This window comes from Nocardioides palaemonis (assembly GCF_018275325.1).
Taxonomy (GTDB): domain Bacteria; phylum Actinomycetota; class Actinomycetes; order Propionibacteriales; family Nocardioidaceae; genus Nocardioides; species Nocardioides palaemonis.
This window is the reverse complement of the sequence record NZ_JAGVQR010000001.1, coordinates 1,574,442-1,598,532: the sequence shown is the minus strand read 5'-3', so window position 1 is coordinate 1,598,532 and position 24,091 is coordinate 1,574,442. Positions and strand designations below refer to the sequence as shown.

General features: G+C 71.9%; 23 protein-coding genes and 1 tRNA gene. 5 read left to right on the top strand and 19 right to left on the bottom strand.

Translation table 11 applies throughout. The features are described 5' to 3' along the window. Positions 1–131: 131 nt before the first annotated feature. Positions 132–203 (bottom strand) — tRNA-Val (locus tag KDN32_RS07815). A gap of 71 nt (positions 204–274) precedes the next feature. Continuing rightward, positions 275–784, bottom strand: a complete 510-nt coding sequence (locus KDN32_RS07810) for a PGPGW domain-containing protein (protein ID WP_211731455.1) — start codon at positions 782–784, stop codon at positions 275–277. Positions 785–967: 183 nt separating this feature from the next. Here KDN32_RS07810 and KDN32_RS07805 point away from each other — a divergent pair, with 183 nt between their 5' ends. After that, entirely contained in the window at positions 968–1,375 is a 408-nt protein-coding gene (locus KDN32_RS07805; protein ID WP_211731454.1) for an SsgA family sporulation/cell division regulator, read from the top strand. A gap of 89 nt (positions 1,376–1,464) precedes the next feature. On the opposite strand, the gene KDN32_RS07800 is transcribed toward KDN32_RS07805, so the two are convergent. The 9 genes from KDN32_RS07800 to KDN32_RS07760 form a co-directional block, all read right to left on the bottom strand. Continuing rightward, a complete protein-coding gene (locus KDN32_RS07800; RefSeq protein ID WP_211731453.1) occupies positions 1,465–3,276 on the bottom strand; it encodes an ABC transporter ATP-binding protein in 1,812 nt (603 codons plus the stop codon). Next, positions 3,273–5,069, bottom strand: coding sequence for an ABC transporter ATP-binding protein (locus KDN32_RS07795; protein WP_307853831.1), 1,797 nt, complete (start codon positions 5,067–5,069; stop codon positions 3,273–3,275). Before KDN32_RS07795 ends, KDN32_RS07800 begins: the two co-directional genes overlap by 4 nt. A gap of 127 nt (positions 5,070–5,196) precedes the next feature. Beyond that, positions 5,197–5,913, bottom strand: a complete 717-nt coding sequence (locus KDN32_RS07790; protein ID WP_283093375.1) for an amino acid ABC transporter ATP-binding protein — start codon at positions 5,911–5,913, stop codon at positions 5,197–5,199. Between the two features lie 14 nt (positions 5,914–5,927). Beyond that, on the bottom strand, positions 5,928–6,791 hold the full coding sequence (locus KDN32_RS07785; RefSeq protein WP_211731452.1) for an amino acid ABC transporter permease: 864 nt from the start codon (positions 6,789–6,791) through the stop codon (positions 5,928–5,930). Continuing rightward, positions 6,791–7,675 carry an ABC transporter substrate-binding protein gene (locus tag KDN32_RS07780; protein WP_211731451.1) on the bottom strand — a complete coding sequence of 295 codons (885 nt, stop codon included), beginning with the start codon at positions 7,673–7,675 and terminating at the stop codon, positions 6,791–6,793. The genes KDN32_RS07785 and KDN32_RS07780 overlap by 1 nt, the downstream gene beginning before the upstream one ends. Before the next feature lie 27 nt (positions 7,676–7,702). Then, entirely contained in the window at positions 7,703–8,473 is a 771-nt protein-coding gene (gene hisF / locus KDN32_RS07775; RefSeq protein ID WP_211731450.1) for an imidazole glycerol phosphate synthase subunit HisF, read from the bottom strand. Further along, on the bottom strand, positions 8,470–8,916 hold the full coding sequence (locus KDN32_RS07770; RefSeq protein WP_211731449.1) for an NUDIX domain-containing protein: 447 nt from the start codon (positions 8,914–8,916) through the stop codon (positions 8,470–8,472). Before KDN32_RS07770 ends, hisF begins: the two co-directional genes overlap by 4 nt. Before the next feature lie 2 nt (positions 8,917–8,918). Continuing rightward, entirely contained in the window at positions 8,919–9,665 is a 747-nt protein-coding gene (gene priA, locus KDN32_RS07765) for a bifunctional 1-(5-phosphoribosyl)-5-((5-phosphoribosylamino)methylideneamino)imidazole-4-carboxamide isomerase/phosphoribosylanthranilate isomerase PriA (protein ID WP_211731448.1), read from the bottom strand. Between the two features lie 148 nt (positions 9,666–9,813). Continuing rightward, positions 9,814–11,520 (bottom strand): alkaline phosphatase family protein, encoded by a 1,707-nt coding sequence (locus tag KDN32_RS07760; RefSeq protein ID WP_211731447.1) that lies wholly within the window; start codon positions 11,518–11,520, stop codon positions 9,814–9,816. A 229-nt stretch (positions 11,521–11,749) separates the two neighbouring features. Between KDN32_RS07760 and KDN32_RS07755 the strand changes: the two genes are divergently transcribed. Next, positions 11,750–12,250: a hypothetical protein gene (locus tag KDN32_RS07755; protein WP_211731446.1), complete on the top strand. Its 501-nt coding sequence runs from the start codon at positions 11,750–11,752 to the stop codon at positions 12,248–12,250. Here the strand turns inward: KDN32_RS07755 and KDN32_RS07750 are convergent. After that, positions 12,247–12,879: a hemerythrin domain-containing protein gene (locus KDN32_RS07750; RefSeq protein WP_211731445.1), complete on the bottom strand. Its 633-nt coding sequence runs from the start codon at positions 12,877–12,879 to the stop codon at positions 12,247–12,249. The two genes, KDN32_RS07755 and KDN32_RS07750, sit on opposite strands and share 4 nt — an antisense overlap. A gap of 22 nt (positions 12,880–12,901) precedes the next feature. On the opposite strand from KDN32_RS07750, the gene KDN32_RS07745 reads away from it, so the two are divergent. Continuing rightward, a complete protein-coding gene (locus KDN32_RS07745; protein ID WP_211731444.1) occupies positions 12,902–13,075 on the top strand; it encodes a hypothetical protein in 174 nt (57 codons plus the stop codon). On the opposite strand, the gene hisH is transcribed toward KDN32_RS07745, so the two are convergent. The 4 genes from hisH to hisD are packed head-to-tail and all read right to left on the bottom strand — an operon-like array spanning position 13,072 to position 16,755. After that, positions 13,072–13,740 (bottom strand): imidazole glycerol phosphate synthase subunit HisH, encoded by a 669-nt coding sequence (gene hisH, locus KDN32_RS07740; RefSeq protein ID WP_372446485.1) that lies wholly within the window; start codon positions 13,738–13,740, stop codon positions 13,072–13,074. The genes KDN32_RS07745 and hisH overlap by 4 nt on opposite strands. Next, positions 13,737–14,345, bottom strand: coding sequence for an imidazoleglycerol-phosphate dehydratase HisB (gene hisB / locus KDN32_RS07735; RefSeq protein ID WP_211731443.1), 609 nt, complete (start codon positions 14,343–14,345; stop codon positions 13,737–13,739). Before hisB ends, hisH begins: the two co-directional genes overlap by 4 nt. Further along, positions 14,342–15,451 (bottom strand): histidinol-phosphate transaminase, encoded by a 1,110-nt coding sequence (locus KDN32_RS07730; protein ID WP_211731442.1) that lies wholly within the window; start codon positions 15,449–15,451, stop codon positions 14,342–14,344. The genes hisB and KDN32_RS07730 overlap by 4 nt, the downstream gene beginning before the upstream one ends. After that, positions 15,448–16,755 carry a histidinol dehydrogenase gene (gene hisD, locus KDN32_RS07725; protein ID WP_307853997.1) on the bottom strand — a complete coding sequence of 436 codons (1,308 nt, stop codon included), beginning with the start codon at positions 16,753–16,755 and terminating at the stop codon, positions 15,448–15,450. The genes KDN32_RS07730 and hisD overlap by 4 nt, the downstream gene beginning before the upstream one ends. Before the next feature lie 83 nt (positions 16,756–16,838). Here hisD and KDN32_RS07720 point away from each other — a divergent pair, with 83 nt between their 5' ends. Both KDN32_RS07720 and ybaK read left to right on the top strand, forming a co-directional pair. After that, positions 16,839–17,504, top strand: a complete 666-nt coding sequence (locus KDN32_RS07720) for an LON peptidase substrate-binding domain-containing protein (RefSeq protein ID WP_211731440.1) — start codon at positions 16,839–16,841, stop codon at positions 17,502–17,504. A 128-nt stretch (positions 17,505–17,632) separates the two neighbouring features. Beyond that, complete coding sequence (ybaK, locus tag KDN32_RS07715) at positions 17,633–18,121, top strand: Cys-tRNA(Pro) deacylase (protein WP_211731439.1); 489 nt, start codon at positions 17,633–17,635, stop codon at positions 18,119–18,121. Between the two features lie 12 nt (positions 18,122–18,133). Here the strand turns inward: ybaK and KDN32_RS07710 are convergent, their stop codons facing one another. The 3 genes from KDN32_RS07710 to dnaE all read right to left on the bottom strand — a co-directional run bounded on the left by KDN32_RS07710 (position 18,134) and on the right by dnaE (position 24,059). Further along, positions 18,134–19,873 (bottom strand): DUF3352 domain-containing protein, encoded by a 1,740-nt coding sequence (locus KDN32_RS07710; protein WP_211731438.1) that lies wholly within the window; start codon positions 19,871–19,873, stop codon positions 18,134–18,136. 65 nt (positions 19,874–19,938) lie between these two features. Continuing rightward, positions 19,939–20,502, bottom strand: coding sequence for a hypothetical protein (locus KDN32_RS07705; RefSeq protein ID WP_211731437.1), 564 nt, complete (start codon positions 20,500–20,502; stop codon positions 19,939–19,941). Then, positions 20,499–24,059, bottom strand: a complete 3,561-nt coding sequence (gene dnaE, locus KDN32_RS07700) for a DNA polymerase III subunit alpha (RefSeq protein WP_211731436.1) — start codon at positions 24,057–24,059, stop codon at positions 20,499–20,501. The genes KDN32_RS07705 and dnaE overlap by 4 nt, the downstream gene beginning before the upstream one ends. Positions 24,060–24,091: the final 32 nt, after the last annotated feature.

Sequence of the window (24,091 nt, the reverse complement as noted above, 5' to 3'; positions counted from 1 at the left end):
ACGCAGCGTCCGGCGCGGGGCCACCCCGACGTCGGCCGACGCTCGGACATCCACGATGCGTGCCGAGCCGCCGACATGCGAACCGCCCCTGACCTGCGGTCCTCGCAGGTCAGGGGCGGTGCTGGTCTCGGTGGGCGATACTGGGTTCGAACCAGTGACCTCTTCGGTGTGAACGAAGCGCGCTACCACTGCGCCAATCGCCCGAGCTCGGCAGAACGTTATCCCACCCGTCCCACGAACCGACAATCGGGTCCGCGACCGGGTCGGTGCACCGTCAGTGCGAGGCGCCCTGCGTCTGCTTCCGGTCCGCCTTCTCGGCGTCGAGCGCCTCGCGGTCGCGCTTGAGCTGCTCGACCGCCTCGGGCTTGCCGTGGAAGCGGCGGTAGCTGTAGACGATCAGGCCCACGGCGATGAACGCCGAGCCGACCTGGGTCACGCCGGTCCAGAGCCCGCCGGGCAGCCACCACGTCTCCGACAGGGGCCACCAGCCGGGCGCGGCCGGGTCCATGATCCAGAGCACGCCGCAGGCCGCGAGCACGACCGCACCGAGCACCGACGCGACGATCCGCGGCCAGGTCTCGACGCCCTCGGCCGCACCCTGGAGCGCGCGGATGCGCGCCGGCTCGACGCGGCGCTCGGCCCACTCGTACTGCTGGGAGAGCAGGGCGAGCCCGGCGAAGATCCCGAGGAGGCCGGGGCCGGGGAGGAAGATCGCCGCGACACCGAGCAGCAGGAGGACCCATCCCAGCGTCTCCAGCGCGATGCGCTTGGCCGTGCCCGTCATGCCACGAACCCTAGCCGGGGGCTCCCAAGCCGGTCACCGAGCGACGCACGTAGTCCGGTCTGGACCGCAGCGGATCATTTTTTGCCGTTTCGCATCATCAAGACCCCGTCATGCCGTCTCATGATCACACCAGCAAGGAATCTCCAGGGAGACTTGATGAACATGTCCGGTGGCCGCCACACGATGACCGACGTTGCCGTCGACCTCACGGTCGAGTGCGTGGACGAGCGCGGCATCCGGCACGAGATCGACAGCGTGCTGGGCTACAGCAGCGCCGACCCCTTCGCGGTCACGATGACCTTCGTCACCAGCGACGGCGACCTGGTGTGGACCTTCGGCCGCGACCTGCTGATGCGCGGCTCGCACACGCCGACCGGCGACGGCGACGTCCACGTGTCCCCCGACGTGAGCTTCACCGGCCAGCCGATGGTCGGGATCGAGCTCAGCTCGCCCGACGGGCACCTGGTCCTCCTGGCGCGCGCCGTCGACGTCGACGCCTTCCTGGCGCGCACGACCGCCCTCGTGGCCCCCGGCCAGGAGTCGGCCCACTGCGACGTCGACCAGCTGCTCTCCCAGCTCCTCGCCTCCTGACCTGCCCCGAACCCTGACCGGGCCTTGACCCGGGTCTTGACGCGGGTCTTGACGCGGGCCTGATCCCGCGCCCGGAGAGGTAGGTCCGCTCAGGACGCCGGACGGGAGTGCTGGGCGACCCAGCTCGCGTGGAGCCCGGCGTAGACGCCGCCCTCCTCGGCGACCAGCACGGCGTGCGGCCCGCGCTGGACGATCCGCCCCTGGTCGACCACGACCACCTCGTCGGCCGCCTCCGCGGTCGAGAGCCGGTGGGCGATCGTCACCGAGGTGCGCGACTGCATCAGCCGCTCGAGCGCCCGCCCGATCTGCATCTCCAGCGCGGGATCGACCGCGCTGGTCGCCTCGTCGAGGACCAGCAGGTCGGGATCGGCGAGGTGCGCGCGCAGCAGTGCCACGAGCTGGCGCTCCCCCGCGGAGAGCGACTCGCCGCGCTGGCCGACGCCGGTGGCCAGGCCGCGCGGCAGACCGGCCAGCCACTCGTCGATGCCGAGCTCACGGGCCGAGGCGCGGATCTCCTCCTCCGTGGCACCGAGGCGGCCGTAACGCACGTTGGCGGCGATCGAGTCGTCGAAGAGGAAGCCCTCCTGCGGCACCAGCACCACGCTGCGGCGCAGCGACCGGGAGTCGATGCGACGCACGTCGACGCCGTCGAGGAGCACCGTGCCCTCGGAGGGGTCCATCAGGCGGGTGAGCAGCTTGGCGAAGGTGGACTTGCCCGAGCCGGTCTCGCCGACGATGGCGACGCGGGTGCCGGCGGCGATGGCGAGGTCGACGTCGCGCAGCACCGGCGGGCCGCCGGGGTAGCTGAAGGTGACGTCGGCGAAGCGCACGTCGATCGGACCGCGCGGCAGCTGCTCGCCCTCCGGGCCGGGGTCGACGAGGTCGGCCGGGGTCTCCAGGATGCCGATCACCCGCCGCCAGCTCGCGATCGCGTTCTGGGCGTCGGTGAGGATCTGGGTGCCCATCTGGACCGGCCCTACGAAGAGCGAGACGAGGAAGGCGAAGGCGAGGACCTTGCCGGGGGTCATGTCGCCGGCGAAGCCGAGCAGGATGCCGATCACGATGACGCCGGCGTTGGCGAGCCCGGCCGAGATGCCGCCGAGCGAGAACGAGGTGACGGTGTAGGTCTGGGCGTGGGTGTAGGCGTCCTGCCAGTCCTGGATCGCGGTGTCGATGCGCGCCTGGGTGCGGTCCTCGACGCCGTAGGAGCGGACCACGGCGGCGCCGACCACCGGCTCGGAGATCGCACCGAGCAGCACGCCGACCTGGTGGCGGACCACGGTGTAGGCGGCCGACAGCTTCTTCTGGAACCAGCGGATCGAGAGGAAGAGCGGCGCGAAGCACAGCCACACCACGAGCGCGAGCTGCCAGCTGTAGACGACCATCAGCACCGTCGCGACCAGCATCTGGCCGATGCTGACGACGAAGATCAGGCCGCCGAAGACGAGGAACTGGCTGACCTGGTCGACGTCGGTGGTGACGCGCGAGACGAGGGCACCGCGGCGCTCGGTGTTCTGGGTGAGCAGCGGCAGGTCGTGGACGTGGCGGAACGCCTTGGTGCGCAGCGTGGCCAGGCCGTTCTCGGAGGTGGTGAACAGCCGGCTGGTCATGAGGTAGGACGCCACGCTGGTGACGAGGATCGCGAGCGCGGCGGCCACGCCCATCCACGCGACGTAGTCGAGGCGAGGGCCGCCGGGGGCGCCGAGGCCCTTGTCGAGGGTCTGCTGCACCGCGATCGGCACGACGATCTGGCCGCAGGAGGCCAGCACCGCGAGCGCCATGGTGGCGCCGAGGCCGTCGCGGAGCTCGGGCGAGTACTGCATGCCGAGCCGGATGGTGGCGAGGGCGCCGATGTCCTCGCCGGTGTCCATCCGGGTGCCGGGGGCGGTCGTGGTGCTCATGCGCGGGTCCCCTCGGCAGCGTCGGTCTCGTAGGCGTTGACCAGCTGGGCGTAGGCCGGGCTGGAGGTGAGCAGGTCGGCGTGGGTGCCGCGGCCGACGATCCGGCCGCCGTCGAGGTGGACCACCTCGTCGGCGAGCGAGATCGTCGCCTTGCGATAGGCGACCACGACCAGCGAGGCCGGCTCGCCGGCCCGCTCCTCGCGCAGCGAGGCGAGGATGCGCGCCTCGACCTCGGGGTCGACCGCGGAGGTCGCGTCGTCGAGGATCAGCAACCGGGGGCGTCGTACGAGCGCGCGGGCCAGCGACAGCCGCTGGCGCTGGCCGCCCGACAGCGACGTGCCGCGCTCGCCGAGGCGGGTGTCGAGGCCGTCGGGCAGCGCCGCGACGAAGCCGTCGGCCTGGGCGGTGCGCAGCGCGGCCCACACCTCGTGGTCGGCGACGTCGGCGCCGAGCGTGACGTTGCCGCGCACGGTGTCGTCGAACATGAACGCCGTCTGCGGGACCAGCGCCACGTCGCGCGGGAGCTCGCCCTTGCGCAGGCCCTTGAGGTCGATGCCGTCGATGCGGATCTCGCCGGCATCGGGGTCGACCAGGCGGGTCATCAGGCTGGTCAGGGTGCTCTTGCCGGACGCGGTGGCGCCGACGAGCGCGACGGTGCGCCCAGGGCGTACGTCGAAGTCGACGCCGCGCAGCAGCGGGGCGGCTTCGTCGTAGGAGTAGTGCAGGTTCGAGACCTCGAGCAGCGCACCGCCCTCGGCCGCGGGGAGCTCGAGGTCGCCCCAGGCCATCGAGCCGCGGGCGTCGAGGACGGCCTTGGCCCGGCGGTAGCCGACGACGGAGCGGGGGAACTCACCGAGCAGCCAGCCGATCGCGCGGATCGGGAACGAGACGATGGTGAGGAGGTAGGCCACGGTGACGACGTCACCGGGCTGGGTGGCACCGCTGGTCACCCGGGACACCCCGACCGCCAGCACCACCAGCACGCCGAGGCTCGGCAGGCTGGCCAGCGCGGGGTCGAAGACCGCACGGATCCGGCCGGCGCGGATGTTGACGTCGCGCAGCTCGCGGACCTTCACGCCGAACCGGTCGGTCTCCTCGACCTCGCGGCCGAGGGTCTTGACCACCATTGCCCCGTCGAACGACTCGTGGGCGATCTCGCTGACCTCGGCGCGCAGGCCCTGCGCACGCGTCATCAGCGGCGACGAGTAGCGCTGGTAGAGCAGGTTGGCGGCCACCACTGCGGGGAAGACGAGCAGCCCGACGACGGCCATCACGACGTCGGCGAGGAACATCTGGACGACGGCGATGACCATCATCACGAGCGTCCCGAGCGCCATCGGCAGCGGCATGATCGGCGACCACGCGGCCTCGACGTCGGAATAGGCGTTGGAGAGCAGCTGGCCGGTCGGGTGGCGCTGGTGCCACTCCATCGGGAGCGCGAGGTACTGCCGGGTCACGCCGCGACGGGTGTGGGACTGCATCCGGTAGTACATGATCCCGCCGCCGAGGCGCCGCGCGACGATCCCGATCGCGCGCAGGATGGCGACCGCGAGGAACAGCGCGACGACCCACACGAGCAGGTCGGTGCCGATCTCGCCGTCGTCGAACGCCGGGATCAGGACGTGCTGGGTCGACCAGCCGAGCACCCAGGCGTCCGCGACGGTGAGCACCCCGAAGAGCACGGCACCGAGCGTGGCCACGGTGAAGACCCACGGCTCGCGCCGGATGCCGACCCGCAGAACGCGGAAGCCGTCGAGTGTGGTGGTGCCCCTCAGCTCCGCGTCCTCGCCCACCGGTGTCGCCCGCCCCCTCGTCGTCTCGTCCGTCTCGACCTGTCGGTTGCCGTGCGCAACCAACCAGCCGGCTCAGGCTATTCCCACCCACCGACAGCCCGCGAATTCTTGGGGGGTGGGCGAGGTGTCAGGCGCGGATCCGGGACAGGAACGCGCGGGTGCGCTCCTGCCGGGGGTCGCCGAGGACCTGCTCGGGCGTGCCACGCTCGTGGACGACGCCGTCGTGCAGGAAGCAGACCTGGTCGGCGACGTCTCGGGCGAAGCCCATCTCGTGGGTGTTGAGCACCATCGTGACGCCCTCGCGCTTGAGCTCGGTGAGCAGGTCGAGCACCTCCCCGACGAGCTCGGGGTCGAGCGCCGAGGTCACCTCGTCGAGCAGCATCAGTCGCGGGTTGGCGACCAGGGCACGGGCGATGGCCACCCGCTGCTGCTGGCCCCCGGACAGGTCGTCCGGGCGGGCGGTGGCCTTCTCGGCCAGACCGACGCGCTCCAGCATCGCGAGCCCGCGGCTGCGCGCCTCGTCGCTCCCGACGCCGTGCACGAGCCGCAGGGCGAGGGTGACGTTGCCGATCACGTCGAGGTGCGGGAAGAGGTTGTAGGCCTGGAAGACCATCCCCATGCGCGAGCGGACCTCGTCGCCGTCGACGCGCGGGTCGGTGATGTCGCGACCCTCGAAGGTGATGGTGCCGTCGTCGACGACCTCGAGGAGGTTGATGCAGCGCAGGAGGGTCGACTTGCCGGAGCCCGAGGCGCCGATGAGGACCACGCACTGGCCGGGCTCGACGCTGAGGTCGACCTCGCGCAGCACCACGTGGTCGCCGAAGGACTTCCGGACCCCGCTCAACGTCAGCAGATCGTTCACAGGTGGCCTCCGGCCCCGTGGTAGCCCTTCTTGCGGGCGTAGCGGTCGGTGAGGCGCGCCATCGGGATGGTCAGGCAGCAGAACAGGAAGCCCGCCACGACGTACGGCGTGTAGTTGAAGTCCTTGGCGGTCTCGATCTGGGCGGCGCGGATCGCGTCGATGACGCCCAGCACCGCGATCAGGCCGGAGTCCTTCTGCAGCGAGACCAGGTCGTTCATCAGCGGGGGCAGCACCCGGCGCCACGCCTGCGGCAGCACGACGTGGCGCAGCGTCTGGCCGTAGGACAGGCCGAGCGAACGGCCGGCGAGCCGCTGGCTCGGGTGGACCGACTCGATGCCGGCGCGGAACACCTCGGCGACGTAGGCCGAGTAGGACAGGACCAGCGCCGTGCAGCCCCAGAAGAGCGCCGAGGTGGGCAGCCCCTCCAGGCTCAGCGCGGGCCCGCCGAATCCGAGCAGGAAGATCACCAGCAGCAGCGGCAGGCCGCGGAAGACGTCGACGTACGCCGTCCCGACGAGCCGCAGCGGGAAGGCGACCGGACCGCGGATCGTCCGCATCACGGCGATGGCCAGGCTGAGCGCGACGATCAGCACGGCGCAGATCGCCATCACGCGGATGTTGAGCCAGAGCCCCTCCAGGACCGCCGGGAACGAGTCGACGGCCTTGTCCCAGTCGAAGTAGGTCTCCTGGACCCGCTGCCAGCCGGGCGAGCTGACCACGACGACCGCGAGCGCGCCGAGGACCAGCACGGTGCTGAGCGCCGCGACGACGGCGCTGCGGACGGTGCGCCGCCGACGCCAGGCGTCACGCTCGCGCTGGACCTGCGAGGGCTCCCAGGCGGTGTCCACCTGGCCGGCCATCAGGACAGCTCGGGGGCGCCCTGCTGGGCCAGCCACTCCTGGCCGATCTGGTCGAGCACGCCGTCCTCGCGCAGCGCGTCGACGGCCTGCGAGACGCACCCGGTGAGCGGGCTGTCCTTGCCGAGGACCGCTCCGAACTGCTCCGGCTCGCCCTCCGGCAGCGGGAGCTGGCCGACGATCACGCCGTCGTCGAGCTGGGCGGCGGCCATGTAGTAGGCGGTGGGCAGGTCGACGACGATGCCGTCGATCTGCCCGTTCTTCAGCGCCTGGACGGCCTGGTCGTTGGTGTCGAAGACCGCGGGGTCCTCAGACGGCTGGATCTGGTCGGTGATCGCGGTGTAGCTCGTGGTGCCGACCTGCGCACCGAGCTTGGCGTCGGCGAGGTCGGCGACGCTGGTGATGCCGTCGATCGCGCTGCCCGTGTTGGTGACCACGGTCTGCACGACGTCGTAGTAGCCGGAGGAGAAGTCGACGGCCTTGCGCCGGGCCTCGGTGATCGAGACCTGGTTGAGGTCGAGGTCGAACTCCTTGGGACCCGGCTGGACGACCTTGTTGAAGGGGACCTTCACCCAGGTCACCTGGTCCTGGGTGTAGCCGAGCTGCTCGGCGATCGCGTAGGCGACCGCGGACTCGTAGCCCTCGCCGTTGGTGGGGTCGTTGTCGACGAACCACGGCTCGTAGGCCGGGTCGTCGGTGGCGATGGTGAGCGTCCCGTCCGTGAGGGTGTCCATCGCATCAGGCGTGCACTCGTCCGCCGCCGACGTCTCCGAGGTGTCCGCGGAGGGGTCGGAGGCGGTGTCCGTCTCGTCGGTGGGCGCGCAGGCGGTGAGCGCGAGCGTGGCGGTCGCGAGCGCGGCGACGGCGAGGCGGGGCGTCTTCAGCATGGCTGGATCCTACGTGCCCGCCGCCCGTCAGCGGACGGGATGACCGGCCGTGGACAGACCGGTCTTGACCTCCCCGATGCTGAGCGTGCCGAAGTGGAAGACGGTCGCGGCGAGCACGGCGTCGGCGCCGGCCTCCACGGCCGGGGCGAAGTGCTCGACTGCCCCCGCTCCCCCGCTGGCGATCACCGGGATCGACACCTCACGGCGTACGGCCCGGATCAGCTCGAGGTCGAAGCCGTCGGTGGTGCCGTCGGCGTCCATCGCGTTGAGCAGGATCTCCCCCGCACCCAGCTCGGCGGCGCGCACCGCCCAGGCGATCGCGTCCAGGCCGGCGCTCGTGCGACCGCCGTGGGTGGTGACCTCGAAGCCGCTGTCGGTGCGCTGCTCGCCGGTGGTGCGGCGGGCGTCGACGCTGAGGACCAGCACCTGGTTGCCGAAGCGGTCGGCGATCTCGGCCACCAGCTCGGGCCGGTGGATGGCCGCGGTGTTGACCGCGACCTTGTCGGCGCCCGCTCGCAGCAGCCGGTCGACGTCCGCGACGCTGCTCACGCCGCCGCCGACCGTGAGCGGGATGAAGACCTCCTCGGCGCAGCGGCTGACCACCTCCATGGTGGTGGCTCGGCCCTCGTGGGAGGCGGAGATGTCGAGGAAGGTCAGCTCGTCGGCGCCCTCCGCGTCGTAGAGCCGGGCCAGCTCGACGGGGTCGCCGGCGTCGCGCAGCTCGGTGAAGTTGACGCCCTTGACCACCCGGCCGCCGTCGACGTCGAGGCACGGGATGACACGGATCGCGAGGCTCATGCGTCGTGCCCCTCCCCCCGGTGGGCGGCGAGCGCGACGTCGACGATCTCGGCCCGCGCCGGCTGCGCGAGGACCTCGTCGAGCGGCACCCACTCGGCGTAGTCGGTGGAGCCGCCGACCTCGAGGGTGCCGAGCTCGCCGCCGACGATGCGGGCGTGGAAGACGAAGCGCTGCGCCCGGAACGGCTTCTGGCCCTCACGGCGGCGGGTGAAGAAGTGGTCGGTGATGAAGTCGCCGACCTCGATCTCGTAGCCGGTCTCCTCGTGCACCTCGCGGACCAGCCCGTCGCGGATCGCCTCGTCGAAGTCGATGCCGCCGCCGGGCAGCGACCAGGCGGGGTCGAACCGGCCCTCGCCGTTCCACCAGGTCAGCAGCACCCGGTCGCGGTCGTCGACGATCCAGGCGTACGCCGCGTTGCGCAGGTCGTACTCGGTGAAGTGCATCGTCAGCGCCCCCGGGTCAGGGCGAGCGCGTCCTCGAGGGTGAAGCGGCCCTCGTAGAGCGCGGTGCCGGCGATCGCGCCCTCGACGCCCTCGCCGACGAGGGTCATCAGCGCCTCGATGTCGTCGAGCGTGGTGACGCCGCCGCTGGCGACCACGGGCTTGTCGGTCGCGGCGCAGACGTCGCGCAGGAGCTGGAGGTTGGGGCCCTGGAGCATGCCGTCCTTGTTGACGTCGGTGACGACGTAGCGCGCGCAGCCCTCGGAGTCGAGGCGGGCGAGGGTCTCGTAGAGGTCGCCCCCGTCGCGGGTCCAGCCGCGGGCCGCGAGGGTCGTGCCGCGCACGTCGAGCCCGACGGCCACCCGGTCGCCGTAGGTCGCGATCGCCTTCGCACACCACTCGGGCTGCTCGAGGGCGGCCGTCCCGATGTTGACCCGGCGGCAGCCGGTGGCCATCGCGGCCTCCAGCGACTCGTCGTCGCGGATGCCGCCGCTCATCTCGACCTGGATGTCGAGGGCGCCGACGATGCGGGCCTGGAGCTCGCGGTTGTGGCCGTGACCGAACGCCGCGTCGAGGTCGACGAGGTGGATCCACTCCGCGCCGGCCTCCTGCCAGCGCAGCGCGGCCTCGACCGGGTCGCCGAAGCGCTTCTCCGACCCGTCCACGCCCTGCACCAGCTGGACGGCCTGGCCGCCCTTGATGTCGACGGCGGGCAGGAGCTCGAGGTAGGGCTGCTCGGGGGTGCTGGGCATGGGTCGATCCTAGGATCCGTCGGCCCCGGCCTCCGAGCCGCCGTCGTGCGTCGAGACGGCGGTCACGGCCAGCATCGGACCGCTGCGGGATCAGTGCGGCCCGCCTGGTCCACCCCGCGGACCACAGCGGCCGCACTCCGGCGGCGGCTCAGCGGCGGTGCCTGCGGGTCGGCAGCGCGTAGGCCGTCCCGTCCATCGTGTGGGTCGGCGAGATGCCCAGCGCGCGCAGGATCGTCGGCATGATGTCGATGGAGCGGACCGGGGCCCGCAGGTCCTGCTGCGAGGTGTTGGCGCCGGCGAACACGATCGGGACCTGCTGGGCGGCACGCTGGATGCCGCCGTGGTCGCCGAGCACCGAGTACGTCGTGTTGTCCGGCAGCGTCGCGATCAGGTCGGGGCCGTAGTCCGCGGCCTGGGTGTCGACGAGCTCCTGCGCCCGGGTGGCGAACCACCGCTTCTCGGACCCGTGCATCCGGTCCCAGCGCACCGGCGTGACCCGGTCGTAGTGGTCACCGTCGCGCCGCCAGACCGCGGTCACGTCGGGCAGGTCGCGCATGAGGGCGGCGGCCTCGGCGACCTTGGCCGCGGACTGGTCCTTGAGCCACACGTTGAGCGAGGAGTCGCTGTAGGAGAAGCCGACGTTGGTGGCGCCGGTGCCGTCGTCGGTGCCCTCGATCAGCGGGAGCAGCGCCTGCTGGGGACGGAGGTAGGGCACGTCGTTGGCCGGCGAGCCGTAGTACCAGTTGAAGTATCCGTAGTCGTTCTCCGGCTGGACGTCACCGTGGAAGTGCCCCGGAGCGGCCGCGACCGAGCCGTGGTCGGCGGTGAGCACCACGAGGGTGTCGTCGAGCTGCCCGCTGTCCTCGAGGGCCTGCATGATCCGGCCGACCTGTGCGTCGGCGGTGCGGGTGGCATAGCGCATGTGCGTCATCGGGTCGTAGCCCGGCGTGGCGCCCTCGGGGTCGTTGACGCCGTCCCACATGTGGGCGGCCTTGTCGACGCCCGGGAGGGTGACGAAGATGCCGCTCCAGGCGTCGCCCTCCTGCGCCATCACCTCGAGCACCGCGTCCGTGGCCCAGACGTCGCCGCCCTGCTGGGCGGGGTCGGCGCCGACGACGTAGCGGTTGTCGGTCGCGGGGTAGAGCTGCGCCGGGAGCTGGCCGGTGTCGTAGATGGTGTCGCGGCGCACGAGCCAGCGCGAGCCGCACGCGGTGGAGAAGTACGCCGGGACGTTCCAGCCGGTCGGCTGGCGGTAGCGCGTCGTGGTGCCGTCGGGGTTGGGGCAGGTGGGGCCGCTCCCGAAGGTGATCGTCGAGGTGTTGGTCGAGCCCGGACCGCTCAGGCCCCACGCGGCGTACCCCTTGGGACTGACGGTGAACACCTTGCCCGTGTCGTCGAGGTAGTCCGACAGGTGCGGGTAGCCGGCTGCCTGCTGCAGCGGCGCCATCTGGGCGAGTCCGAAGTTGCTGGTGAGGTAGAGCCCGCCGGGGGCGCCGAGGAGGCCGTCGACGTCGCGGTAGCCCTCGGTCGTCCAGCCCATGTGCTTCGGCGACGCTCCGGTGGTGATCACGTTGTGGGTGACGACCGTGACCGACCCGGTGTGCCCGAGGAAGCCGTTCGGCGTGTCCACGCCGTCCTTCATCAATGCCTCGACGTTGCGCATGTCGTAGCGGTCGACGATCTCCCTGCTCAACGCGTCGACGACGATCACCACCACCTTCGTCGGCCGCGCGGCGGGCTGGGGGCCGTGGCCCCCGCGTCCCCCGGCCTCGGCGCCCGACTGGGTGCCGGCGACGGTGAGCGCGACCGCGGCGGCGGTGGCGGCGGCGAGCAGACGGACGCGGCGCTGAGCCATGACGACTCCCTCCCGGCGCGGCGACGCTGCCGCGGACCGTGAGCCGAACGTAGACCCGCGGCCGACCACCGGCAATCCCCTCGTCTGGGGAGGGTGGCGGCACACGACACCTGCCGCGCCACTGTGGCGGCACACGACAATGATGGCGGCAGATCGGATGCCGTGTGCCGCCACCCTCGACGGACGTCTGTCGTCTGCCGCCACCCTCGGCCGCGCTAGCGTCGGGGTCGTGATCGGGGACCGGTGGGGCGTGACGGAGGCGGAGGTCGCGCGGACCTACGGCTGCGACGCCTTCGAGCCCGCGCCGACGTTGCAGGCGTGGCGGGGCGTCACCGTGTCCGCCGACGCGCCGACGGTGTGGGCGCGGATGCGGATGGTGCGGCTCGCGCCGTACTCCTACGACCTCGTCGACAACCTCGGGCGGCGCTCGCCGCGCGGCCTGCGCGAGCTGCCGGAGCCCGAGGTCGGTGACCCGTTCACCCGGGCCCTCGGTCGCGACCAGGGCCGGGTCGTCGCCGTCGAGCCCGGTCGCGAGCTGACCGCGCGGATCATGGGGGCGCACATGTCGTACGCCGTGGTGGCGGAGGGCGACACCTGCCGGCTGCTGCTCAAGGTCGTGGCACGCACCGGCCGGGTGGTCACGCCGGCGCTGGCGCTCGGCGACCTGGTGATGGCCCGCAAGCAGCTGCTCACGCTGAAGGCGCTCGCGGAGGGCGACGCCGCACGCTAGCGCCAGACGGGCGCGACCTCGCGGCGGTAGCGCCGCGCGAGCAGCAGCGTCAGGACCGTGACGACCGGGCCGGGGATCGTCGCCCGCAGCGAGGCCCGCTCCCGCTCCCCCGCCCCGTCCTGCATCCACGCCAGCGCGTTGGCCGCGTCGACGATCGACGCCGGGCGCATCCGGGACGCCGCCTTCTTCCACTCGGGGTCGTCCTCGAGGTCGCCCATGATCCCCTCGACGTCGGCCTCCTCGTGGGCGAGGTGTCCGTCGATCACCTCGCGTGCGGCGGCCACCTCGTCGGCGGCCGCCCGCGCCGTGGCGGTCGTCGGCGTCGCGACCACGGCGTCGATCGCGGCGGACGAGGCGGCCAGCGCCTGCTTCATGGCGACGTGCTCGTCCTCCATCTGTGCGAGCAGCTGGCTGTCGAAGCCGCGGGAGGCGAGGAAGGGCCACGCGATGGAGTCCTCGGCCTCGTGGTGGTGCGTGAGCTCGTGCACCAGGTTCTGCCAGGCGGTGCGGACCTCGCGGGCGCGGTCTCCGTCCCCCTCCCGCAGGGCCCGCAGCGCCTGCTCGGTGCGGCTGACGTCGCGGCGGACGGCCGCGTGGATCACCTGGTTCATGCTCAGCGTCTCCCCCATCCCGGGACGGTAACCCCGGGCCGTGCAGGTCCGCGACCCCCAGATCGGCGAGGTTCGATCCCGCGCCGACCCCGAGCCGTGCGGGACGCTGACCGAGCGCGACGAGCGCGGGAGCCTGCGCGGGGACACGTGGGGAGCGCGCGACGCCGACTCGCCCGACGGTCCGCTCGGGCCGCGCGTCAGCCACCGCCGCTAGAGCGACCCGACCCAGTTGCGCAGCAGGGCCGCGCCGGCGTCGCCCGACTTCTCGGGGTGGAACTGCGTCGCGGTCAGCGGACCGTTCTCGACAGCGGCGACGAAGCGGTCACCGCCGTGCTCGGCCCAGGTCACCAGGGGCGCGGCCGTGCGGTCGTTGGTGACGAGGTCCCACGTGCGGGCGGCGTAGGAGTGGACGAAGTAGAACCGCTCCTCCTCGACCCCGGCGAACAGCCGGGTGCCTGCGGGCGCCTCGACGGTGTTCCAGCCCATGTGCGGGACGACGTCGGCCTGCAGCCGGGTCACCAGGCCCGGCCACTCGTCGCAGCCGTCGGTCTCCACGTCGTGCTCGACACCGCCCGCGAAGAGGATCTGCATGCCCACGCAGATGCCGAGCACAGGGCGGCCGCCGGCGAGGCGGCGCCCGATGATCCGCTCACCCTTGATCGCGCGCAGGCCCGCCATGCAGGCGGCGTAGGCGCCGACGCCCGGCACGAGCAGGCCGTCGGCGGCGAGCGCGGTGTCGAAGTCACCGGTCAGCGTCACCTCGGCGCCCGCGCGCTCGACCGCTCGGACGGCGGAGCGCAGGTTGCCCGAGCCGTAGTCGAGGACGACGACGTGGGGTCTCGTGACGGGACTTCGTCCCTCCTCGACCAGCGCTGTCACAGGGTGCCCTTGGTCGACGGCACGCCCTGCTCGCGCTGGTCGATCGCCACGGCGTCACGCAACGCCCGGGCGAACGCCTTGAACTGCGTCTCGACGACGTGGTGCGGGTCGCGGCCGGCGAGCACCCGCACGTGCAGGCCGAAGTGGGCGTGGTGGGCGATGGACTCGAAGACGTGCTGGGTCAGCGACCCCGCGTAGGGCACCCCCGAGCCGCCGATGAGCGCGTAGATCTGGCCGTCGGGCTCGCCGGTGTGCACGCAGTAGGGCCGACCCGACACGTCGACGACGGCCTGCACGAGCGCCTCGTCGAGCGGCACGGTGGCGTCGCCGAAGCGGCGGATGCCCACCTTGTCGCCGAGGGCCTGACGCAGCGCCTGCCCGAGCACGATCGCGGTGTCCTCGACCGAATGGTGGGCGTCGATGTGGACGTCGCCGGTGGTGCGCACCGTGAGGTCGACCAGCGAGTGGCGCGCGAACGCGGTGAGCATGTGGTCGTAGAACCCGACACCCGTCGACACCTCGGAACGGCCGGTGCCGTCGAGGTCCACCTCGACCAGGACGCTCGACTCCTGGGTGGTGCGCTCGATCCTCGCCGTGCGGCTCATGCGTTCTCCTCGGTCACGTCGGTCAGTGCGGTCCTGAATGCTGCCATCTCCTCGGCGGTGCCGATCGACACCCGCAGCCAGCCGTCGGGGCCGGTCTCGCGGATCAGCACGCCGCGGTCGACCAGCCCCTGCCAGACCGCGTGGCGGTCGGCGAACCGGCCGAAGAGCGCGAAGTTGGCGTCGGAGTCCGCGACGTCGTGGCCCTGCTCGCGCAGCCACGCGACGGTCCGGTCCCGCTCGGCCCGCAGCTCCTCGACGCGGCCGAGCAGCTCGGGGGCGTGGCGCAGCGCGGCGAGCGCGGTCGCCTGGGTCACGGCCGAGAGGTGGTAGGGCAGGCGTACGACGCGGATCGCGTCGCAGATCGCCGGGTCGGCCGCGAGGTAGCCGACGCGCGCGCCGGCCAGCGCGAACGCCTTGCTCATGGTGCGGCTGACCACGAGGTTGCGGTGGGCAGGCAGCAGCTCGAGTGCGCTCGGGGTGCCGGCCCGGCGGAACTCGCCGTAGGCCTCGTCGACCACCACGATGCCGCCGGGCTCGTAGGAGGCCGCCGCCTCGCAGAGCATCGTGACGGCCTCGGGCGGCAGCGCCGTGCCGGTGGGGTTGTTGGGGCTGGGCAGCAGGACGACCGCGGGCCGCCGCTCGAGGACCAGCGCCCGCGCGGCGTCGAGGTCGAGGGAGAAGTCCTCGGCGCGGTGGCCGGTGACCCACTCGGTGACCGCGTCCCGGGCGTACTCGGGATACATCGAGTACGTCGGCGCGAACGACAGCGCGCACCGGCCGGGACCGCCGAAGGCCTGCAGCAGCTGGAGCATCACCTCGTTGGAGCCGTTGGCGGCCCACACCATGTCGGCGGTGATCCCCGACCCGCCCGAGGTGTTGAGGTAGGCCGCCAGTCCTTCGCGCAGCGCGGTGAACTCGCGGTCGGGGTAGCGGTTGAGCGACGCCGCGGCCTCGCCGACGGCGCGCGCGATGTCGGCGGCGGCCTCCGGCGACGGGCCGTAGGGGTTCTCGTTGACGTTGAGCTGGACCGGCAGGTCGAGCTGGGGCGCACCGTAGGGCTCGATCCCCTGCAGCTCCTCGCGCAGGGGTGGGAACGCGGCGCTCATCGCCCGGACTCGAAGCGCACGGAGACCGCCTGGCCGTGACCGGGCAGGTCCTCGGCCTCGGCGAGGGTGACCACGTGGTCGGCGACCCCGGCGAGCGCGGCCTGCGAGTAGTCGACGACGTGCATCGACCGGGTGAACGCGCGCACCGACAGCCCGCTGGAGTGGCAGGCGCAGCCCGCGGTCGGCAGGACGTGGTTGGAGCCGGCGGCGTAGTCGCCCAGCGACACCGGGGCCCACGGTCCGACGAAGACCGCGCCGGCGTTGCGGATCCGCGCGGCGACGGCCGCGGCGTCACGCGTCTGGATCTCGAGGTGCTCGGCGGCGTAGGCGTCGACCACCTGCACGCCCTGGTCGACGTCGTCGACCAGCACGATCGCCGACTGCGAGCCGCCGAGCGCGGTGCTGATCCGCTCGGTGTGGCGGGTCGCGAAGACCTGCTTGTCGAGCTCGACGTCGACGGCGTCGGCCAGGGCGACGGAGTCGGTCACCAGCACCGAGGCGGCCATCGGGTCGTGCTCGGCCTGGCTGATCAGGTCGGCGGCGACGAAGGCGGGGTCCGCGGAGTCGTCGGCGAGGATCGCGATCTCGGTGGTCCCGGCCTCGGAGTCGATGCCGACCACCCCGCGCACCAGGCGCTTGGCGGCCGCGACGTAGATGTTGCCGGGGCCGGTGACCAGGTCGACCGGCCGGCACGGGCCGGCGCCGTGGGCGAACATCGCGATCGCCTGGGCGCCGCCGACGGCGTAGACCTCGTCGACGCCCAGCAGCGCGCACGCGGCGAGGATCGTCGGCTCGGGCAGGCCCTCGCGGTTCTTCTGCGGCGGGCTGGCCAGCGCGATCGACCGGACGCCTGCGACCTGGGCGGGCACGACATTCATCACGACGCTGCTGACCAGGGGCGCGAGGCCGCCGGGGACGTAGAGGCCGACGCGGTCGATGGGCACCTTGCGGTGGGTCACGACGGCGCCCGGAGCCACCTCGGTCGTCACGTCGTGCTCGAGCTCGGCCTCGCAGGTGGCGCGCAGGCGGCGCACGGACTCCTCCAGCGCGGCGCGCACGTCGGGGTCGAGCTCGGCCAGGGCGGTCTCGAGCGCCTCGCGCGGGACCGTGATGTCGTCGCGGTCGACGCCGTCGAAGCGCGCCGACAGCTCCACGATCGCCTCGACACCGCGGGTGCGGACGGCGTCGATGATCGGCTGCACCTGATGCGTCGCGGCCTCGACGTCGAACTCGGCGCGGGGCACGCTCGCGCGGTAGTCGACGGACGCCCGGTCGGCGCCCCTCAGGTCGATGCGGCGGATCAGGGACATGCCCCGATTCTAGGTTCCGCGGCGGGTCGGCCCGAAGTCGGCGGTGCGGGGTGGACACGGGCGGCTAGGTTGGGGACGTGAGCGACACGCTGCCGATGTTCCCGCTGAGCACCGTCGTGTTCCCGGGCATGAGCGTGCCCCTCCACGTGTTCGAGGACCGCTACCGGATGCTCGTCCGCCACCTGATGACCGTCGAGGACCCGGCCGACCGGGTGTTCGGCACCGTCGCGATCCGCGAGGGCTACGAGGTGGGCGACCACGGCGCGCAGTCGGTCTACCGGGTCGGGTGCGTGCTGCAGCTCACCGAGGTGGACCGCAACGACGACGGCACGTTCGACATCGTCGCGGTCGCGCGCGACCGGCTCCAGCTCGAGGAGATGCAGCGCGGCGAGGAGTTCCCGCAAGGCGTCGCGGCGGTGCTCGTCGAGCCGCGCGTCGAGGTGCCCGAGGACGTGCTGGAGCGCGCCCGGGCCACCTTCACCGCCTTCCGGGCGGCGATGACCGAGCTGCAGGGCGACCCCTTCAGCGGCACCCTCCCCCGCGATCCCGACTACCTGGCCTGGACGCTCTCGGCGCTGGCACCGCTGCCGATGGCCGAGCGGCAGTCGCTGCTCGAGGCGCACGACGCCACCGAGCGGCTGCGGCTGGTCACCCGACTCCTCACCGACGAGCTCCGCGCCATCAACGTCATCCCGTCGCTGCCCGCGACCCAGGTGGCCCGCACCGCGTGGTCGCCGAATTGAGACGCGCAGCGGCGCGCGAGGCACGAGCGCGGCGCGTGGGCGCGGCCAGATCGAGCAAGCGACGCGGCTGAGGGACGAAGCCGCACGAGCGCGTCGAGATCCACCCAACGGGCTGCTAGAAACATGCCGTGACAAAACGACGGCCGCCCGGCGGCACCCCCGCCACCGTGGCCCTGACCGCCGCGGGCATCGCGTACGAGGTGCACTCCTACGTCCACGACCCCCGCGCGACCTCCTACGGGGCGGAGGCCGCGGAGGCGCTCGGCCTCGACCCGGCGCGGGTGTACAAGACGCTGCTGGCCTCGCTCGACGGCTCGCTCGTGGTGGGCATCGTCCCGGTCGCGGGACACCTCGACCTCAAGGCGCTCGCCCGGGCGCTGGGCGGCTCGAAGGCCGTGATGGCCGACGTCGCGGCGGCCGAGCGGAGCACCGGCTACGTCGCGGGCGGGATCTCGCCGTTCGGCCAGAAGCGGGCGCTGCGCACCGTGCTCGACGCCTCGGCGCTGCAGCACCCGACCATCTTCGTCTCCGGGGGCCGGCGCGGCCTCGACCTCGAGGTTGCCCCGGACGACGTGGTGGCGGCCACCGGAGCGGTGACCGCCACCATCGGGCGCTGAGACGTCGCGACGTCAGTCGGTGGTCAGCTTCAGCTGGCCGTGCACGACGTCACCGTCGATCCAGCTGCTGATGCCGAACGACGACAGCGGCTCGAGGTTCTCGCTGACCTCGGGCATGTCCTCGGTCATCCGGGCCAGCCAGTTGTCGTCGGCGTCGAAGTTGACGAACATCACCGACTGGGCGTCGCCGTCGACGACGTCGGAGTAGTCGTCGCTGCCGCCGAGGTCGCCGCCGGACTCCAGGGCGGAGCGGTAGTCGTCCTTCAGGGCGATGACGGCGTAGCCGTCGCCCTCGGTGACCTCCATGAACTCCGCGGCCTCCGCCGGCACCTGCGCCTTGATCTTGTCGAGGACCGCCTGGATGTCGCCGGCGTCGCCCTTGACGGTGATGCCGACCGGGAGCTCGCCGGGGCCGCCGTTGGCGATCGCGTCGGGGTCGATGCCGCTGCCGACGGAGATGGTGACGCCCTCGCCGAGGAGCGTCTCGAGGTCCTCGGGGAACGACAGCCCGGTCTCGCTCTCCATCTGGGCGATGCCGTCGTCGATCGAGGAGGAGTCCTCGGGCAGCGTGGACTTGAGGTAGTCGACGAACGCCTGCGCCCAGCCCTTCTCGAGCGAGAAGCCCAGTGCGGCGACGGTGTCGTCCGGGAGGCCGTCGACGAGGGAGACGCCCTCGTCGGAGTCGAGGTACTTGGTCATGTCGGGCTGGTAGTTCGACACGGCGTACTCGACCTCGACTGAGCCGTCGTCGAAGCGGACGGTGGCGGCCATGCCGTCGAAGTCGTCGATCATCTGCTGGAGCTCCGGCGGGACCTCCTCGGAGCCGGTGTCGGAGGAGTCGTCGGACGACTCGGTGAAGCAGGCGTCCAGCTCCTCGGCCGTGGTGGCCGCGTCGAGGCACTCCTGGTCGAAGCCGCCGGACATGTCGCTGGACGAGGACCCGCTCAGGTCGCCGAGCAGCGGCCCACCGAGCGAGGATCCCATCCCGGCGGCGTCACCGAGGTACTGGGCAGCGCCCTTGGCGACGTAGAACTGCATGAAGCCGTCGTCGCCGGCCTCGCCGGTCCACTTCCCGAACGCGTCGTCGTCGGCGAGGCTGCCCTCGCCGGCGTCGTCGACGACCTTCTGGGCGGTCTCCTTCGTCTCGGCCATCACGAGCCAGTCGCCGTCGACGACCCAGCCGCCGACATCGCTCCCCGGGTCGCTGTCGGAGCCCTCGCCACCACCGCAGGTGTCGATGAGCTTCTGCACGCCCTCCTCAGCCTTGCCGGCGTCGGTCACCTGCACGACGGCGACGGGCGCGGGCTGGTCCTCACCGATCTCGACGGCCGCCATCGCGGCGCGGGAGCCGAGCCACGGCTTCACGTCGTCGGCGTAGCTGAGGCCCTCGCAGCCGCCGGAGGAGGTGATCTCCTCGAACAGCCGCTCGCGCAGGTCCTCGTCGCTCTTGAGGTCGACCTGGTCGGTGAAGCCGGGGAACTTGCGCAGCGTCTTGATCGCCTCGATCTTCTGCCCGCCGCTCGGGTCGAGGTCGACGCTGGCGTAGGCGATGGTCGAGCCGGGCAGCGCCTCGGCCGGCTGCGCGCCGGTCGCGAAGAAGCTGGTCGCGGCCCAGGCGCCACCGGCCACCACCAGCGCGCCGGCGCCGAGGGCGCCCAGGACGACCAGGCGCTTGCGGTTGTCGTTGTCCGGAGCGGCGTCAGCCGGTCCGGAGGTGTCGAGGAACTCCGGACCACCCGGTGTCATGCTCATCTGCTGCTGCCCCCACTCACGGGGTCCCGACCAGTCGGGACCGCCCCAATACGTCGGGGCTGAGCCTACCCGCGGACGCGCCTGCTGAATCCTCTACCGGCCAACAGGTACGTCCCGACCAGACCGGCCATCGCACCGGCCGGGAGCGCGAGCAGCGCGCTGGAGCGCCACGGGGTCGCACCGTCGTCGGGGGCGGTGAGGCCGAGGTCCCCGGGCAGGGGCGTGTAGTCGGGGCTCCCGGCCGCCAGCACCTGCGGGTCGGCGGGCCCGAGCCCGCTGCCGACGGCGTACATCACGACGGCGGCGAGGCAGGCGGCGAGCAGCACGGTGACCACGGTCGCGGTCTCGTGGTCGCGCCAGAGCCCAGCGACCGCGGCGAGGACCAGGCCGAGCGGGAAGGCGATCAGGACGAAGAGCCAGATGCCCTGGAACGCGACGTCCGGCCCGGCCGGCTCGAGGTACCAGGCACCCTGGTAGGTCAGGCCGTCGGGCGCGTCCCACAGCCGCTCCCACACCACCCCCGCCACTGCGCCGGCGACGAGGAACGCGACCACGACCGCGACCAGGCGCCGGACCGGCCCTCGTCGGGCGGTCGGGTCGACGGTGGGCTCGACGGGGCTCGCGCTCATCCGGCCAGGCACCCGGGACCGAGCAGCTGCTTGAGGTCGGCGAACAGCGCCGGGCTCGGGGTCACCCGCAGGTTGTCGTCGAGCCGGAGCACCTTGGTCGAGGCGCGGGTGAGCAGGCGCAGCTGGACCTCGGTCATGCCGGGGTGGGTGCCGAGGACGTCGCGCAGCTGGGCGACGACGGGCGGCGTGCACCGGGTCGAGGGCAGGCTGATCACCACCGGCCCGGCCGGGCCCTGCGTGAGGTCGGGCGCCGTGACCTCCTGGCCGCGGAGCTCGGGCTGGTCCTTGTCGCGCGAGAGGCTGCCCTTGATCCGGACGATCTGGTCCTCGACCAGCAGCGTCGAGGCGAGCGTGTAGGCGCTCGGGAACAGCAGCACCTCGATGGCCCCGTCGAGGTCCTCGAGGGTGATCGTCGCCCACGGGTCGCCCCGCTTGGTGATCTTGCGGCTCACCGAGGTGATCAGGCCGCTGACGGTGAGCATCGAGCCGTGGGCCCGGTCCTCGTCGAGCATGAGCTGGCCGATGGTGCAGTCGGTGCCCTGGGACAGGACGTGCTCGAGGCCGAGCAGCGGGTGGTCGGAGACGTAGAGGCCCAGCATCTCCCGCTCGTGGCCGAGCAGGGTCATCTTGTCCCAGTCGTCGATGTCGGGGATGGTGACGCTCACCCCGAAGCCGCCCTCGTCCTCGCTGAGGCCGCCGAACAGCGAGTCCTGGCCGATCGCCTCGTTCTTCTTCAGGTCGACGAACTGGTCGACGGCCGTCTCGTGGACGGCCACGAGGGCGCGACGGCGGTGCTTCATGTCGTCGAAGGCACCGGCCTTGATCAGCGACTCGACGACGCGCTTGTTGCACACGAGCGCCGGGACCTTCTCCATGAAGTCGTTGAAGTCGGTGTAGCGGCCCTTCTCCTCGCGCGCGGCCACGATGCCGGCGACGACGTTGTGGCCGACGTTGCGCACGGCGGTGAGGCCGAAGCGGATGTCCTGGCCGACCGGGGTGAAGTTGGCCTGCGACTCGTTGACGTCGGGCGGCAGCACCTGGATCTTCATCCGGCGGCACTCGTTGAGGTAGATCGCCATCTTGTCCTTGTCGTCCTTGACGGACGTCAGGAGGGCAGCCATGTATTCAGTCGGGTAGTTGGCCTTGAGGTAGGCGGTCCAGTAGGTGATGACGCCGTAGGCGGCGGAGTGCGACTTGTTGAAGGCGTAGTCGGAGAACGGGAGGAGGATCTCCCACAGCTTGTCGATCGCCTGCTGGGGGAAGCCGCGCTCGAGCATGCCGGCCTGGAAGCCGGCGTACTGCTTGTCGAGCTCCTCCTTCTTCTTCTTGCCCATCGCGCGGCGGAGGTTGTCGGCGGCGCCCAGGGTGAAGCCGGCCAGGACCTGGGCGATCGCCATCACCTGCTCCTGGTAGACGATCAGGCCGTAGGTCTCGCCCAGCACCGGCTCCAGCGCCTCGGCCAGCGCCGGGTGGATCGGCTCGATCGCCTCGCGCCCGTTCTTGCGGCGGGCGTACTTGTTGTGGGAGTCCGCGCCCATCGGGCCGGGGCGGTAGAGCGCGGAGACGGCGGTGATGTCGGCGAAGACGTCGGGCTGCATCGAGCGCAGCAGCGCGCGCATGCCCGAGCCGTCGAGCTGGAAGACGCCGAGCGTGTCGCCGCGGCCCATCAGCTCGTAGGTGGGCCGGTCGTCGAAGGGCAGGTCCTCGAGGACGACCTCGAGGTCGCGGTTGATCGTGATGTTGGCCAGCGCGTCCTCGAGGATGCGGAGGTTGGACAGGCCGAGGAAGTCCATCTTGACCAGGCCGAGCGACTCGCACATCGGGTAGTCGAACTGGGTGATGATCGCGCCGTCCTGCGGGCGGGCCATGATCGGGACCACGTCGATGATCGGCTCGCTCGACATGATGACGCCGGCCGCGTGCACGCCCCAGTTGCGGATCTGGCCCTCGAGGCCGAGCGCGGTGTGGAAGATCGTGCGCACGTCGGGGTCGGAGTCGTGCAGGGCGCGGAACTCGCCGCCCTCGCCGTAGCGCTTGTGGTCGGTGTTGAAGATGTCCTTGAGCGCGACGCCCTTGCCCATCACGTCGGCGGGGAGCGCCTTGGTGATCCGGTCGGAGATCGCGAAGCCGTGGTCGAGCACGCGCGCGGCGTCCTTGATCGCCGCCTTGGCCTTGAGCCGGCCGAAGGTCGCGATCTGCGCGACCCGCTCGGTGCCGTACTTCTCGGTGACGTACTTGATCACCTCGCCGCGGCGGGCGTCGTCGAAGTCGATGTCGAAGTCGGGCATCGAGGGACGCTCGGGGTTGAGGAACCGCTCGAAGAACAGGCCGTGCTCGAGGGGGCAGAGGTCGGTGATGCTCAGCGCGTACGCCGCGATCGAGCCCGCACCCGAGCCGCGGCCCGGCCCGACGCGGATGCCGTTGCGCTTGGACCACTGGATGAAGTCGGCGACCACGAGGTAGTAGCCGCAGTAGCCCTTCTGCGAGATGACCGCGAGCTCCATCTCGACGCGGTCCTTGACCTCCTGGGTCAGCCGGTCGCCGGGGTAGCGGGCCTCGATGCCGCGCCAGACCTCCTTGCGGAACCAGGACTCCTCGGTCTCCCCCGCCGGGACGTCGGCGCGGGCCATGTAGCCGCCGGTCGACTCGGTGAACTCGACGTTGCACCGCTCGGCGATCTCGAGGGTGTTGTCGCAGCCGTCGGGGAACTCCGACCAGAGCTCGCGCATCTCGGCGGCGGACTTGATGTAGTAGCCGCCGCCGTCGAACTTCAGGCGGTTGGTGTCGGCGAGCCGCTTGCCGGAGGCGACGCAGATGAGCGCGTCCTGGCCGTCGGCGTCCTCCGGGTTGGTGTAGTGGGTGTCGTTGGTGACGATCGTCGGCAGGCCGAGGGTCTTGGCGATCCGGACCAGGTCCTCGCGGGTGGCCCGCTCGGCGGCGATGCCGTGGTCCATCAGCTCGAGGTAGAAGTTGTCCTTGCCGAAGATGTCCTGGAACTCGCCGGCCGCCCGCAGCGCCTCGTCGTACTGGCCGAGGGTCAGCCGGGTCTGGATCTCCCCGGACAGGCAGCCGGTGCTGGCGATGATGCCCTTCGAGTACTGCTGGAGCAGCTCGCGGTCCATGCGCGGCTTGTAGTAGTAGCCCTCGATGCTCGCCAGGCTCGCGAGGCGGAACAGGTTGTGCATGCCCTCGGTCGTCTCGGCCCACATCGTCATGTGGGTGTAGGCCCCGCCGCCGGCGACGTCCTTGCCGCCCTCCTCGGCCGCGTCGCCCTTGCCCCAGCGGATCCGCTTGCGCTCGCCGCGCGGCGTGCCGGGGGTGAGGTAGGCCTCGATGCCGATGATGGGCTTGACGCCGTGCTTCTTGGCCTTGCTGTAGAAGTCGTAGGCGCCGTGCAGGTTGCCGTGGTCGGTCATCGCGATCGCCGGCATGCCGAGCTCGCTGGTGCGGGTGAAGAGCCCGTCGAGGAGCGAGGCCCCGTCGAGCATGGAGTACTCGGTGTGCACGTGCAGGTGCACGAAGTTGCCCGCTGAGTTGACGGTGGAGCCGGCCGACATGGAGGAGACTTCCGCACCTTTCGGGGGTCGCT

Excerpts from the sequence above, each read along its gene's own strand:
- KDN32_RS07810 (WP_211731455.1), bottom strand. The coding sequence starts at position 784 with ATGACGGGCACGGCCAAGCGCATCGCGCTGGAGACGCTGGGATGGGTC.
- KDN32_RS07805 (WP_211731454.1), top strand. The coding sequence starts at position 968 with ATGACCGACGTTGCCGTCGACCTCACGGTCGAGTGCGTGGACGAGCGC.
- KDN32_RS07800 (WP_211731453.1), bottom strand. The coding sequence starts at position 3,276 with ATGAGCACCACGACCGCCCCCGGCACCCGGATGGACACCGGCGAGGAC.
- KDN32_RS07785 (WP_211731452.1), bottom strand. The coding sequence starts at position 6,791 with ATGGCCGGCCAGGTGGACACCGCCTGGGAGCCCTCGCAGGTCCAGCGC.
- KDN32_RS07780 (WP_211731451.1), bottom strand. The coding sequence starts at position 7,675 with ATGCTGAAGACGCCCCGCCTCGCCGTCGCCGCGCTCGCGACCGCCACG.
- hisF (WP_211731450.1), bottom strand. The coding sequence starts at position 8,473 with ATGAGCCTCGCGATCCGTGTCATCCCGTGCCTCGACGTCGACGGCGGC.
- KDN32_RS07770 (WP_211731449.1), bottom strand. The coding sequence starts at position 8,916 with ATGCACTTCACCGAGTACGACCTGCGCAACGCGGCGTACGCCTGGATC.
- priA (WP_211731448.1), bottom strand. The coding sequence starts at position 9,665 with ATGCCCAGCACCCCCGAGCAGCCCTACCTCGAGCTCCTGCCCGCCGTC.
- KDN32_RS07760 (WP_211731447.1), bottom strand. The coding sequence starts at position 11,520 with ATGGCTCAGCGCCGCGTCCGTCTGCTCGCCGCCGCCACCGCCGCCGCG.
- KDN32_RS07750 (WP_211731445.1), bottom strand. The coding sequence starts at position 12,879 with ATGGGGGAGACGCTGAGCATGAACCAGGTGATCCACGCGGCCGTCCGC.
- hisB (WP_211731443.1), bottom strand. The coding sequence starts at position 14,345 with ATGAGCCGCACGGCGAGGATCGAGCGCACCACCCAGGAGTCGAGCGTC.
- KDN32_RS07730 (WP_211731442.1), bottom strand. The coding sequence starts at position 15,451 with ATGAGCGCCGCGTTCCCACCCCTGCGCGAGGAGCTGCAGGGGATCGAG.
- KDN32_RS07710 (WP_211731438.1), bottom strand. The coding sequence starts at position 19,873 with ATGAGCATGACACCGGGTGGTCCGGAGTTCCTCGACACCTCCGGACCG.
- KDN32_RS07705 (WP_211731437.1), bottom strand. The coding sequence starts at position 20,502 with ATGAGCGCGAGCCCCGTCGAGCCCACCGTCGACCCGACCGCCCGACGA.
- dnaE (WP_211731436.1), bottom strand. The coding sequence starts at position 24,059 with ATGTCGGCCGGCTCCACCGTCAACTCAGCGGGCAACTTCGTGCACCTG.